This is a genomic window from Mycobacterium talmoniae, assembly GCF_001854525.1.
GTDB lineage: Bacteria > Actinomycetota > Actinomycetes > Mycobacteriales > Mycobacteriaceae > Mycobacterium > Mycobacterium talmoniae.
The window spans coordinates 1-12,631 of record NZ_MLQM01000154.1 but is presented as its reverse complement, the minus strand read 5'-3'; the positions used below and the strand labels follow the sequence as shown (position 1 = coordinate 12,631).

Here is a 12,631-nt window from a genome sequence, read left to right as displayed (position 1 = left end):
CCAGCGGCCAGTCGCTGGGCATGGATGGATGGTACGACCGCGACCGGCGCGTCGGGCGGTGATCGGCGGACCGCGGGAGGGCTTCTACCGCGGCGGTTGTCGGCGCATCAGGGCGGCCAGCTTGGCCTCGGCGATCTGCATTAACGGGGTGAGCGCCTCCGGCTCGATGTCCAGTCGCTCGACGATCAGCGCATCGGTGGCGCCGTCGGTCCGCAACCGCAGCGCGGTTGCATATGCCGGCGGCAGCCGGCGCAGCGCCCGCTCGCGCACCCCATCAGCTGCGTCCATCACCGTGTTCCCGCTATCCGCACGGCAACCAGTGAAGCGCGGCGCAGCCCACCCGGGTCGAGTAATTAACTACGTGTCTACCGCCTCCCAGGTGTGCACCGGCTCGTTGCTGTGCATGCCCTGGCAGTACAGCTTGAGCATCTCGGCCAGCGCGGCGGGCCGGCTCATTCCGCTCTGCTGCAGCGCCCGCACCGTCGCCACCTGCCAGGCGGCGCCGTTGCGGCCGGTCTTCGCGCGGCCCTCGATGATGCCGAGATAACGGTCCCGCACCGCCGCGGAAACCCCCCATGACCGCAGCCCCTCCTCGGCCATCGGCAGCAGCCGGCGCAGCACCAGCTCGTCGGCGGCCACTTCGCCCAGGCCCGGCCAGTACAGTCGGGCAGCGATCCCGCGGCGCGCCGCCGCCAGGAAGTTGTCCTGTGCCGCAGCAAAACTCATCTTGGTCCACAGCGGCCGGTCCTCCCGGGTCAGCGTGCCCAGCATGCCGTAGTAGAAGGCGGCGTTGGCCAGCATGTCCACCACCGTCGGCCCGGACGGCAACACCCGGTTCTCCACTCGCAGGTGCGGGCGGCCGTCCACGACGTCATACACCGGCCGGTTCCACCGGTACACGGTGCCGTTGTGCAGCCGCAGCTCGGACAGCTGCGGGGTGCGTCCCGCGGCCAGTTCGCCGAGCGGATCCTCGTCGGACAGCTCGGGCAGCAGCGGCGGGAAGTAGCGGACGTTCTCCTCGAACAGGTCGAAAATCGAGGTGATCCAGCGCTCCCCGAACCACACCCGCGGCCGCACCCCCTGGACCTTCAGCTCGTCCGAGCGGGTGTCGGTGGCCTGGGTGAACAGTTCGATCCGGGTCTCCGACCACAGCTCATGGCCGAAGAAGTAGGGCGAGTTGGCGCCCAGCGCCAGCTGCGGCCCGGCCAGCACCTGCGCACCGTTCCAGTTGTCGGCGAAATCCTCCGGGGCGACCTGAAGGTGCAATTGCATGCTGGTGCAGGCGGATTCGGGCGCGATGGTGGAGGTGTGCAGGCTCACCCGTTCGGTGCCGGTGATGTCGATGACGATGTCCTCGCCGCGGGTGGTGAAGATCGAGTCGTTGAGGGCGGCATACCGGGTCGACTCGCTCATCCAGCCCCGGTCGAGGTGGTCGGGCATCAACGTCGGCAGAATGCCGATGGTGACGATGTGGGTGCCGTCGGTGTTGGCCTTGGTTTCGGCGGCGTTGAGGCTGGCCCGCACCTCGTCCTCGAGCTCCAGGCCGGAGTGCCCGGGCAGCGGCCGGGGCGGGACATTGAATTCGATGTTGTAGCGGCCCAATTCGCTCTGGTACGCCGGGTCGGCGATGGCCGTGAGCACGTTCTGGTTGGACATGGCCGGCTGGTAGTCGGCGCCGATGAGGTTGCATTCGATTTCCATGCCGGTCAGCGGGCGATCGAACTCGAAGTCCGAGTGCGCCAGCATGGCCTCGAAGACATCCAGGCACAGCTGCACCTTGCGCCGATACTCGCGGCGATGCGTGCTGTTGTACGCGGTGCGTTCGACTTCGTCGCCCACACCGTCGATGCAACAGGGGTCGCGGTCATTGCGCAACCAACCGATCGTGTGCGTGATCCCGTCGACGTCGGCTAACCGCGGCGCGACGCCACCACCACCTGCGGATTGGGGCGCAGCGGCAGGCCGAATCCGCCGCCGCGCAACTCGACCCGGATCGTCGGGTCGGCGTGGGCGGCCAGCGCCCGCATCGCCGACGGGCTGTAGGCGCGCAGCGAGCTGATCACCCCGTCGTGCGCGAGCGGGATCACCGGCGCAAACGGCAGCATCGCCGCCAGCTGCACCAGGTGCAGCGGTGCCGGCGGCCGCGGCAGGTCGATGATGAGCAGCTTGTCGGCCACCCGGGTGCCCTCGGCGAAAACCCGGGACGCCGCTAGCGGCGGCAGGTGGTGAAAGCTCAGCGCGAACACCGCCAGATCGAACGACCGGTCCGGCGCGTCGATGGCGGTGGCGTCCATCTCCCGCACCGTCGCGCGGGGGTGGCCGCCCAGGTCGCCCGCGGCGATCGCGGCCACCGAGGTGGGCTCGACGTCGGTGACGGTGACCCGCGCGGTGGGATGGTTCTCTAGCAGCGCGCGCGACAGCGCGCCGTGGCCGGAGCCCAGCTCGAGGATGGTGGGGTCGGGCACCTCGTCGACCTCGGCCAGCGCCAGCCGCGCGAACCGCTGGTGGTCACCGAATAACGAGCCGACCACCTCCAGCGAGCGCACCACCTGGCGTTTGAGGTGGTCGACGTCGTCACGGTCCAGGTACTCCAGCCGGTCGGTCTGCAGCCGCCGATCCAGGCAGGAGGCGTTAAAGCCGCCGCGCGGCATGTGGGCGATGTCGCGGGTTTCGCCGGGCATGTAAGACATCATGGACGATGCATCGGAAGGAGCAGCACGTTGGCCGACTTCGTCGCGTCCATTGATCAGGGCACCACCAGTACCCGCTGCATGATCTTCGACCACGACGGCGCCGAGGTGGGCCGTCACCAACTCGAACACGAGCAGCTCCTACCGCGGGCCGGCTGGGTGGAGCACAACCCGTTCGAGATCTGGGAGCGCACCGCGGCGGCGCTGATCTCGGTGCTCAACACCACCAAACTGCAGGCCAGCGACCTGGCGGCGCTGGGCATCACCAACCAGCGGGAAACCACGCTGGTCTGGGACAAGCACACCGGCCGCCCGTACTACAACGCCATCGTGTGGCAGGACACCCGCACCGACCACATCGCCTCGGCGCTGGACCGCGACGGTCGCGGCGACGTGATCCGCCGCAAGGCCGGATTGCCGCCCGCCACCTATTTTTCCGGCGGCAAGGTGCAGTGGATCCTGGAAAACGTCGACGGGGTGCGGGCGGCCGCCGAACGCGGTGACGCGCTGTTCGGCACCTGCGACAGCTGGGTGCTGTGGAATCTGACCGGCGGGCCGCGCGGCGGGGTCCACGTCACCGACGTCACCAACGCCAGCCGGACCATGTTGATGAACCTGGAAACCCTGGACTGGGACGACGAGCTGCTGTCGTTCTTTTCCATCCCGCGGTCGATGCTGCCGCGGATCGCGCCGTCGTCGTCGCGGCGGCCGCACGGCGTCACCGCCGAACTCGGGCCGGCCGGCGGCGAGGTGCCGATCACCGGCATCCTCGGTGATCAGCAGGCGGCGACGGTCGGGCAGGTGTGCCTGGCCGCCGGTGAGGCCAAGAACACCTACGGCACCGGAAACTTCCTGCTGCTCAACACCGGTGAGAAGATCGTGCGGTCCGACAACGGGCTGCTGACCACCGTCTGCTACCAGTTCGGCGACGCCAAACCGATCTACGCGCTGGAAGGTTCGATCGCCGTCACCGGTTCGGCCGTGCAGTGGCTGCGCGATCAGCTCGGCATCATCAGCGGTGCGGCGCAAAGCGAGTCGCTGGCCCGGCAGGTCGCCGACAACGGCGGAATGTATTTCGTGCCGGCGTTTTCCGGGCTGTTCGCCCCGTACTGGCGCTCCGACGCCCGCGGCGCCATCGTCGGGTTGTCCCGGTTCAACACCAACGCGCACCTGGCCCGGGCGACCCTGGAGTCGATCTGCTACCAGAGCCGCGACGTCGTCGATGCGATGGAGGCCGACGCCGGGGTGCACCTGGAGGTGCTCAAGGTCGACGGCGGGATCACCGCCAACGACCTGTGCATGCAGATCCAGGCCGATGTGCTCGGCGTCGACGTGGTCAAGCCGGTGGTGTCGGAGACCACCGCGCTGGGCGCCGCCTACGCGGCGGGGCTGGGCGTCGGCTTCTGGCGTGACCCGTCCGACCTGAGGGCCAATTGGCAAGAGGACAAGCGCTGGACGCCGAACTGGACCGACGAGCAGCGCGCCGAGGCCTATGCCGGGTGGCGGAAGGCCGTGCAGCGCACCCTGGACTGGGTGGACGTGTCCTGAATGGTGACTCGCCACCAAGCCGCGAGATTGAAAATAGCCAGCAAAAGATCGAGTGGATCCCTGCGTGACGTCAATCTCACCGCCGCCAGTCGACGGTCAGCTCGTCGTGGGTGCCAAACCTGACCAGGTGGCTGGCCACCACCTCCTCCAACCGGGGGAGGTCTTCGGCGGGGGCGACGACGTCGAGTTCGAGGCGGTCGCCGCGGGCGGTGACGGTGGCCCGCCCGCGGCCCAAATCGATCCAGCCCGACCCGGTTTCGGGTGACCATTGACCGCCGTTGCGGCGACCCAGGTGGGCGACGAGTTGTTTGCCGTAGCGGTCGGGCCGGTCGGTGAGCACCGTCGCATGGGTCGACGGCAGGCTGCCGGATTCGGTCATTGAGAGTCCTTTCTGGCACGTGAGCCGATGGTGCGGCCGCGCCCGCAGCGGGGCGACCGCACCATCGGCACCGATCGCTATTCGGTTTCGCTGAGGATGTTGTAGACCTCGCGCCGCGCGTTGTTGACGATGTCGACGATGCGCTGCTGTTGCTCCGGGGTTGCCGCATGCGCCGACTGGGCCACCGCACCGAACAGTTGGCCGACAGCCTTGCGCAGGCTGACATGACCGGGGTCGGCGCCCTCGGTGATCTCCTCCCACGGCGGTGTTTCGACCTTTTCCGCGGCGGCACGACCGTCCTCGGTCAGCTCGAAAAGCTTTTTGCTGCCGTCGGTTTCATTAGCGACGAGCAGGCCCTCATCGACCAGCAGCTGCAGCGTGGGATACACCGATCCGGGGCTGGGGCGCCACAGGTCCTGGCTGCGCTCGGCGATCTGGGTGATCATCTCGTAGCCGTGCATGGGCCGCTCGGCGAGCAGGACCAGGATGGCGGCGCGCACATCGCCGCGGCGACCGCGTCGGCCGCCGGGGCCGCGGTGCCCGCCGCGCGGTCCGAACCCGAAACCGGGACCGAAGCCCGGGCCAAAGCCGGGCCCGAAACCGAACGGCGGGCCGTCGTGTCCGGCGCCGTGGCCGCGCAGCTGGGCCCGCAGGTCACGACGGGCTTGGCGCCGGGCCTGGTGCATCGCGCGACGCTGCTGCGGGCCGAAGCCGAAGCCGAAGTCGCCGGCCGGGCGGTCCGCGAAGGGGCCCCCGAACGGGGGGAAGGGGAGAGTCATAGGTTGTCTCGCTTCTCGATGGGGAAGCACCCGATGCGCTTCCGATACGTTGACGATATATCGGAAACTATCGGTTGGCAACCGTCGGTGGTCCTGCTCAGTCCGGTGGCGCGAACCCCTGCCCGTTCGGCGACGCCGCGGCCGGCGCGGCCGCGGCCCCGTTACCGCTGGTCGGTGCGGCGGGCGGCGCGGCGCCGACCGTGGGGGCGAGTGGCCCAGGGCTCGGCCGCCGCCGCGCGAGCTCCCGGCGGTGTCGTTCGGCCAGCACCGCCGCGAGCATGAACTGCGGCGGGGTGCCCGGCGGGGGCGGCGGCGAGATCCGGGCTAGCACCTCACCGGCCAGCCGATAGGCCAGCTGATCGCGCACCCGCGGATCGAGTTGTGGTGCGCGGGACAGGAATTGACGGGCTACCTCGGCCTGCTCGGGTCGCAGCCCGGACAACTGCAGCGACGACGCCCACCACGCCAGCGCCGGGGGCATCACCGGCGGCGGCGCCATCCGGGGGCCCCGCTCGCTGATCACCACCGTGCCGGCGAACAGATCGCCGATCCGCTTGCCCCGCGGCGAGATCAGGCTGCAGATCACCGCGGGGCTCCCGGCCAACATCCAGATCTCCACCACCGACGCCAACGCCCGAAACAGCGCCTGCCGGAAGCGTTCCGGGCTGCCGTCGTCGCAGACCACCCGCAAACCCATCGCCATCTTGCCGAGCGACCGGCCGCGCGTCGTGGTTTCACAGATGACCGGGTAACCGACCTGCACCAGCACGGTGAAGATGATCAGGATCGCCGTGGACAGCGCCTTGTCGAATTGGAACAGGGTGAACGACCACAGCAGCACGCCCAGCACGTAGCCGGTGAACATCACCACGATGTCGATCAGCGCACCGACGGCGCGCACCGGCAGCTGGGCGATCTTGACGTCGAGTTCGACGGCGTCCCCGGTCACCACCTGCGACATACCGCAACGCTACCGGCCGCGCGGCTACCCTGACCCGGTGGATGTCGACGCGTTCGTGCTGGCCCACCGCGCCACCTGGGACCGGCTGGACTGGCTGGTCAAGAAGCGTCGGCGGTTGACCGGTGCCGAAGTCGACGAGCTCGTCGAGCTCTATCAGCGGGTGTCCACCCACCTGTCGATGCTGCGGTCCGCCTCCTCGGATTCCGCGCTGGTCGGCGGGCTGTCCAGCCTGGTGGCGCGGGCGCGGGCCGCGGTCACCGGCGCACACGCGCCGTTGTGGCGCGAGTTCACCCGTTTCTGGCGGGTGTCCTTCCCGGTGGTGGCCTATCGCGCCCGGTGGTGGTGGTTGGCCACCGCGGCGGCGTTCGTCGCGGTCACCGTGGTGATCGCCGTCTGGGTCGCCGCCAACCCCGAGGTGCAGGCCACCATCGGCACCCCGACGCAGATCGGGGAACTGGTCAACCACGATTTCGGGTCGTATTACAGCGAGGACCCGTCGCCGTCGTTTTTCTTGCATGTCTTCGTCAACAACGTCAAGGTGGCCCTCACCTGGATCGGCTGCGCGATCCTGTTGGGTCTGCCGGTGCCGTTCATGCTGTTCTCGAACGCGGCCAACACCGGTGTTATCGCCGGGCTGATGTTTCCGGCCGGCAAGGGCGGATTCATGCTGAGCATGCTCACCCCGCACGGGCTGCTGGAGCTGACGGCGGTGTTCCTGGCCGCGGCGGCGGGCATGCGGCTGGGCTGGACGGCGATCTCGCCGGGGGATCGGCCGCGCGGCCAGGCGTTGGCCGAGCAGACCCGCGCGGTGATCGCGGTCGCCGCCGGGCTGGTGGTGATGCTGCTGGTGGCGGGGTCGATCGAAGCGTTCGTGACCCCGGCACGCTGGCCGACGGTGCTGCGGATCGGCATCGGTGTGCTGGCCGAGGCGGCGTTCCTGGGCTACATCGGGTATTTCGGCCGGAAGGCCGTCGCCGCCGGGGAGACCGGCGACCTCGAGGACGCCCCCGACCTCGTACCGACCCGATAGCAGCGCCGAGCAGACACAAAAGCCTCCTTTTTCACCGAGATTCGGCGGCTTTTGCGTCTGTTCGCGGGGGTTGGCGACGCGCTACAGCCGGCCGGCGGCTTTCATGGCCAGGTAGTGGTCGGCCAGCGCGGGGGCAAGCTCGTCGGGCGGGGCGTCGACCACCTCCACGCCGGCGTGCCGCAGCCGCGACGCCATCGCCCGGCGATCATTGCGGGCGCGTTCGGCCGCGGCCGCGTCGTACACCGCGGCCGCGTCGGAGCGTCCGGCGGCCAGCCGGTCGACCCGCGGGTCGGCGACCGCGGCCAGCAGCACCCGGTGCTTGGTCGACAGCTGCGGCAACACCGGCAGCAGCCCCTCATCCAGGGCGCTCGGGTTGAGGTCGGTCAGCAACACCACCAGGGCACGGCGCCGGACCCGGCGTGCGATCGCGGCCACCATGGCGGTGGCGTCGGATTCGACGAGGGTTGGCTGCAGCGGGGCCATCGCCTCGACCAGTCGCGGCAGCAGTTCGGTGCGGCCCGCGCCGAACACCCCGGCGCGGGTCACCCGGTCGTGGGCCAGGAAGTCCACGTGGTCCCCGGCGCGCGCCGCCAGCGCGGCCAGCAGCAGCGCGGCGTCCATTGACCAGTCCAACCGCGGCCAGCCGCCCGGGTCGCCGGCGGTGGGGTCCACGCCGACCCGGCCGGCCGCGGTGCGGCCGGTGTCGAGCACGACGACGACGCGGCGGTCCCGCTCGGGACGCCAGGTGCGCACCACGACGTCGGCGCGGCGGGCGGTGGCGCGCCAGTCGATGGAGCGGACGTCGTCGCCGACGACGTATTCGCGCAGCGAGTCGAACTCGGTGCCCTGACCGCGGATCAGCACCGGCAGCAGCCCGTCGAGTTCGCGTAACCGGGCCAGCCGGGACGGCAGATGCTTGCGGGACAAAAACGGCGGCAGGATGCGGACCTGCCCGGGTGCCGTCGCGGTCCGCTGCCGGCCGGCCAGCCCCAGCGGCCCGATCGAGCGCGCGGTGACCGCCGCCGCCCGCTGGTCGCCGCGGCGCACCGGGCGCAGCTCGGTGGTCACCTGCGCGGCCGATCCCGCGGCGAGGTTCATCCGGTGGCTGCGCGGGGTGGCGCGGGCGCTGGGCGCCCACGCGTCGCGCACCCGGCCGCGGAACCGGCGTCGGCCCGCGTTGTGGATCGTTACCGTGGACTGCACCGGTTCCCCCAGCCGCGCCGAGGTGTCCGGGGATCGGGTGAACCGCAACGCCCGCGGGCTGGCCGCCAACCCGACGTCGATCACCACCGCGACCGCCAGCGCGGCCAGCAGCGCGACGAACGCGGTTGCCGGCCACGGGGACAGCGCGATCGGCAGCGCGCCGACCAACGCCACCAGCGCGGTGCGCCCGGTCAGGATCACTAGCGGGGCACCGGGACCGAGGCCAGGATGCCCTCCAGGACGGCGTCGGCGGTGGCGCCTTCCAATTCGGCCTCCGGGCGCAGCGCCACCCGGTGCCGCAGCGTCGGGCGGGCCATGGCCTTGATGTCGTCCGGGGTGACGTAGTTACGCCCGGACAGCCACGCCCAGGACCGGGCCGTGGCCAGCAGGGCGGTCGCGCCGCGCGGTGAGACACCCAACTGCAGGGCCGGGGAGTTGCGGGTCGCCGCCACCAGGTCCACGGTGTAGGCCAGTACCTCGTCGGCGACACGCACCTGCTGCACCGCCGCCCGGGCGGCCGCCAACTCGGTGGGCCCGGCCACCGGGGCGATCGCGGACAGGTCGCGGGGATCGAAGCCGTGCGCATGCTTGGCCAGGATGGCGATCTCGGAGTCCCGCGACGGCAGGGGCACGTTGAGCTTGAGCAGGAACCGATCCAACTGCGCCTCCGGCAACTGGTAGGTGCCCTCGTATTCGATCGGGTTCTGCGTTGCGGCCACGATGAACGGGTCCGGCAGCGGCTTGGCCTCGCCGTCCACGCTGATCTGCCGCTCTTCCATCGCTTCCAGCAGCGCGGCTTGGGTTTTCGGCGGGGTGCGGTTGATCTCGTCGGCCAGCATCAGATTGGTGAACACCGGGCCGGCCCGGAACTCGAACGCGGCGGTGCGGGTGTCGTAGACCAGCGAACCGGTGATGTCACCGGGCATCAGGTCCGGGGTGAACTGCACCCGCTTGAACTCCAGGTGCAGGGCGGCGGCCAAGGCGCGCACCAGCAGCGTCTTGGCCACCCCGGGAACGCCTTCGAGCAGCACGTGGCCACGGCACAGCAGGGCGACCACCAGCCCGCTGATGGCGGCGTCCTGTCCGACCACCACTTTGGCGATTTCGGCGCGTAACGCCAGCAGCGCGGTGCGCGCCGTCTCGCCCGCCTGGGCCTGGGCACCGGCCGGGGAAGTCTGTGTCACGAGTGGCTGACCTGCCTTTCGATGTCGTCGAGGTCATGAGCAAGCTGCAGCAGGCCGGTGTCGGAATCCGGTGCCGGGCCGAACAGGATGTGGCCCATCACCGCTGGGTTGGCCCCGCTGCGTTGCGCGACGGCCATCGCCACCGCCGGTGGCGGCGCGTTGCCGGCCAGCCCGAGCCGGGGTGCCAGCCGCTGCAGCGTCGCGGTCCGCAGCGCTTGGGCGGCGCGATCCCGGGCCCGCCGCGACCGGTACAGCCGACCGCGGCCCTCGACCGTCTCCGAGGCACGCACCACCACCGGCAGCTGCTCGGCCACCAGCGGGCCCAGCCGCCGGCCCTTCCACAGCGCCAGCAGCAGCACCACCAGCCCCAGCTGCCAGACCATCCAGCTGACATTGTCCGGGATCAAATCGAAGATGCTTGCCGCACCGGATGATTCGCCCTCAACATGCTGGGGCGCATACCAGATCAACCGCGGCCGGGCACCGGCGAGGTTCATCGCCAGGGCGGCGTTGCCCTCGCTGAGCAAACCCTTGTTCATCAGGAAGTAGGCGCTGCCGACCACGGTGATGGTGCGCCCGCGGTCGCGGTAGCTGACCACCGCGCCGTCGTAGCAGCTAATCAGCGGCTGGTCGGCGGTGTAGGTTTCGGCGCTGTACAAATCCACCGGCCCGGCCTGATTCGCCGCGCGCAACCCGCACGACGGCCGGTGCGTGACGATGGCGACGCTGCGCGGCTTGATGCCGGGGGCCAGCGCCTCGCGGGCACGACCGGTGGGCGCCACCAGCAGCCGGTCCCCGGGGACGACGGCCAGCCGCTGCAGCAGCCGATCGGTCAGGTGCGGTGTTTCGGCGATCAGCAGCAGCGTGTCGGGCCGGGCTTCACGCTCGACGGCACCGATGTCGTCGGCGACGACGACGTCCACACCGTGATCGCGCAGCAACGCCACCAGCGCGTGTCCACCGTCCGAACCGGTCGACGTCGGATCCATCCGACCGCCGGGCCGGGGCGCGGTCAGATAGGCGCTCAGCGCGGCGACCCCGACGATGACGCTCAGCGCCAGCGCCGTCCACCACCAGGTGCGTGTCCGGGTACCGGCGGGTGGGCGCGGCGCGACCGCGGTCGCCGGACCGGAACCCATCTACCCGCGGCCGGCCCCGCCGCGGCGGGCGGTCCGGCCGCGGCGTGCGAGCGCAGGCGATCGTCGAGGTCGGCGCCCGCCCGGTAGCCGGCCGGGGGGCCGGGCAACCCGCCGTAGCTGACATCGTTGAATGCGGCGGCGGCACTGCCCAACTCGGCGGCCAGGTGGGGCAGCGCATCCCCGGCGTCGCGGGCCAACTCGTTGGCGGTGCGCCCCGGGACCGGGGTGAGCACGCCGTCTTCCTCCAGCTGGCGTGCGACGGCACGAAGCCGGTGCCGGATCGCGCCGGCCCAGTCCGCCGCGGCCGCGCAGCCCTCGGCGGTGGCACGGTGCTCGGCGGAGCCCAGCTCGGTCGGACCGAACAGCTGGTAGTCACCGCGACGGTTGCTGCGCAGCGTGCGTCGCGCGAGGCGGATCGCCACCACCCCCGCGACGAGCAGCCCAATCAGCAGCACGCTGAGGGTGAACCACCCGCCGGGCACCGTGGACCCGTGCGCCACCAGGTGGCGCAGCATCCGCTCCACGCCGTCGATGAAGCGTTGGGAGGGGGACTCTTTGGGATAGATCGGTTTGGTGAGCTCGCGCTGCGCGGCCTCGTGCGCGGCGTCGCGATCGATGTCGACGGCGGGCATGCTGGTCACACCGGCCGGGTCAGCCACAGGCCGTCGGTGGAGTCCGTCGCGGTCGGGTGGCCGGCAGCGCCGGTCTGCAGCACCAAGTCGAACGCCTCGGCCCGGATCCGCCGATCGGTGTAGAGCAGCACGACCACGCCGGCGCTGAACGGGGCGGTGATGATCTGCCCGATCGTCGACCCCACCGTCGAGAGCACGTAGGCCAGCGGCGCCGGTGTGGTCGATCCCGAGCTGACGGTCAGCAGCGCGCCGGCGATGCTGAACGGCGACCCCACCACCCCGGCGACCAGATAGGCGACCAGACCGGCCAACAACAAAATGCCCAGCACCCGCCAGAAGCTGTTGCGGACCAACGCGAACGACCGGCGGGCCGCCGCAAAGATCGGGAGCCGCTCCAACACGATCAACGGTGATGTGAAGCTCAACATGGTGAACAGGTAGCCGTAGGCGGCGATCGCCGCGGGCACCAGCAGCAGCCCCAGCAGGATCGCGGCGGCCGGCCCGCCGGCGGCGGCCGCCGCGACCAACACCAGCGTCACCACCCCGGCGGCCGCCGCGGTGCCGAGACCCAGCAGCGCCGCCAGGCCGATCAGCGGCAGCAGCCGGCCGCGGACCTTGGTCCACGCTTCGGGGACGGTGATCGTGGAGCCAAACACCGCCCGGCCGACGACCACGGTCAACAGGCCGTTGAGCACGATGCCACCCAACCCGGTGGCGAGCGCCGCGGCGAGGACGCCGGACGTCCAGACGGCGACGTCGCCGCCGGACAGGTCGGCGGCCGGGTCCGCCACCGAGCGGTTGAGCGCGGCCAGCGGACCGATTTTCACTGCCAGCGTCACCAGTTGCATGGCGACGACCACCACCGCGGTCAGCCCCAGCGCGGCTTTCGGATTGGTGCGGATGTAGCCGACGGCACCGTTGAAGATGTCGCTCAGCGACAGCGGCCGCAGCGGGATCACCCCGGGCTTGAGCGCCGGCGGAGGCCCATAGCCCGGTGCCGGATAGCCCGGCGGGGGATGGCCGGGCGGACCGTAGCCCGGTGCCGGGTACCCGGGCGGCGGGTAGCCAGGCGGTGGCGGGTAGCCG

At 71.0% G+C, this 12,631-nt stretch carries 13 protein-coding genes; 2 read left to right on the top strand and 11 right to left on the bottom strand.

Annotated features, from left to right (window positions below; translation table 11 throughout):
* Nucleotides 1-84: 84 nt before the first annotated feature.
* From BKN37_RS21350 to BKN37_RS21340, 3 genes are all read right to left on the bottom strand, one after another.
* Nucleotides 85-288: a hypothetical protein gene (locus tag BKN37_RS21350; protein WP_071028957.1), complete on the bottom strand. Its 204-nt coding sequence runs from the start codon at nucleotides 286-288 to the stop codon at nucleotides 85-87.
* Nucleotides 289-357: 69 nt separating this feature from the next.
* The gene (locus BKN37_RS21345; protein WP_071028956.1) at nucleotides 358-1,839 is read right to left on the bottom strand and encodes a glutamate-cysteine ligase family protein; all 1,482 of its coding nucleotides are present in this window, start codon (nucleotides 1,837-1,839) and stop codon (nucleotides 358-360) included.
* A 71-nt stretch (nucleotides 1,840-1,910) separates the two neighbouring features.
* Complete coding sequence (locus tag BKN37_RS21340; RefSeq protein WP_071028959.1) at nucleotides 1,911-2,690, bottom strand: class I SAM-dependent methyltransferase; 780 nt, start codon at nucleotides 2,688-2,690, stop codon at nucleotides 1,911-1,913.
* An 81-nt stretch (nucleotides 2,691-2,771) separates the two neighbouring features.
* Here BKN37_RS21340 and glpK point away from each other — a divergent pair, with 81 nt between their 5' ends.
* Nucleotides 2,772-4,238, top strand: coding sequence for a glycerol kinase GlpK (glpK, locus tag BKN37_RS21335; protein WP_242657320.1), 1,467 nt, complete (start codon nucleotides 2,772-2,774; stop codon nucleotides 4,236-4,238).
* A gap of 76 nt (nucleotides 4,239-4,314) precedes the next feature.
* Here the strand turns inward: glpK and BKN37_RS21330 are convergent, their stop codons facing one another.
* The 3 genes from BKN37_RS21330 to BKN37_RS21320 form a co-directional block, all read right to left on the bottom strand.
* Nucleotides 4,315-4,617 (bottom strand): DUF2218 domain-containing protein, encoded by a 303-nt coding sequence (locus tag BKN37_RS21330; protein WP_071028954.1) that lies wholly within the window; start codon nucleotides 4,615-4,617, stop codon nucleotides 4,315-4,317.
* 77 nt (nucleotides 4,618-4,694) lie between these two features.
* Entirely contained in the window at nucleotides 4,695-5,396 is a 702-nt protein-coding gene (locus BKN37_RS21325) for a PadR family transcriptional regulator (protein WP_071028953.1), read from the bottom strand.
* Nucleotides 5,397-5,493: 97 nt separating this feature from the next.
* Nucleotides 5,494-6,357, bottom strand: a complete 864-nt coding sequence (locus tag BKN37_RS21320) for an RDD family protein (protein ID WP_071028952.1) — start codon at nucleotides 6,355-6,357, stop codon at nucleotides 5,494-5,496.
* Nucleotides 6,358-6,394: 37 nt separating this feature from the next.
* On the opposite strand from BKN37_RS21320, the gene BKN37_RS21315 reads away from it, so the two are divergent.
* Complete coding sequence (locus tag BKN37_RS21315) at nucleotides 6,395-7,387, top strand: stage II sporulation protein M (RefSeq protein ID WP_071028951.1); 993 nt, start codon at nucleotides 6,395-6,397, stop codon at nucleotides 7,385-7,387.
* 81 nt (nucleotides 7,388-7,468) lie between these two features.
* Here BKN37_RS21315 and BKN37_RS21310 read toward each other — a convergent pair whose 3' ends face one another.
* From BKN37_RS21310 to BKN37_RS21290, 5 genes are all read right to left on the bottom strand, one after another.
* Nucleotides 7,469-8,791 (bottom strand): DUF58 domain-containing protein, encoded by a 1,323-nt coding sequence (locus BKN37_RS21310; protein WP_071028950.1) that lies wholly within the window; start codon nucleotides 8,789-8,791, stop codon nucleotides 7,469-7,471.
* Nucleotides 8,791-9,774 carry an AAA family ATPase gene (locus tag BKN37_RS21305; RefSeq protein ID WP_071028949.1) on the bottom strand — a complete coding sequence of 328 codons (984 nt, stop codon included), beginning with the start codon at nucleotides 9,772-9,774 and terminating at the stop codon, nucleotides 8,791-8,793. The genes BKN37_RS21310 and BKN37_RS21305 overlap by 1 nt, the downstream gene beginning before the upstream one ends.
* Nucleotides 9,771-10,913 (bottom strand): DUF4350 domain-containing protein, encoded by a 1,143-nt coding sequence (locus tag BKN37_RS21300; protein WP_071028948.1) that lies wholly within the window; start codon nucleotides 10,911-10,913, stop codon nucleotides 9,771-9,773. The genes BKN37_RS21305 and BKN37_RS21300 overlap by 4 nt, the downstream gene beginning before the upstream one ends.
* Nucleotides 10,826-11,545 (bottom strand): DUF4129 domain-containing protein, encoded by a 720-nt coding sequence (locus BKN37_RS21295; RefSeq protein WP_083341953.1) that lies wholly within the window; start codon nucleotides 11,543-11,545, stop codon nucleotides 10,826-10,828. The genes BKN37_RS21300 and BKN37_RS21295 overlap by 88 nt, the downstream gene beginning before the upstream one ends.
* Before the next feature lie 5 nt (nucleotides 11,546-11,550).
* A partial coding sequence (locus BKN37_RS21290) for a glycerophosphoryl diester phosphodiesterase membrane domain-containing protein (protein WP_071028958.1) occupies nucleotides 11,551-12,631 on the bottom strand: 1,081 nt, incomplete at its 5' end.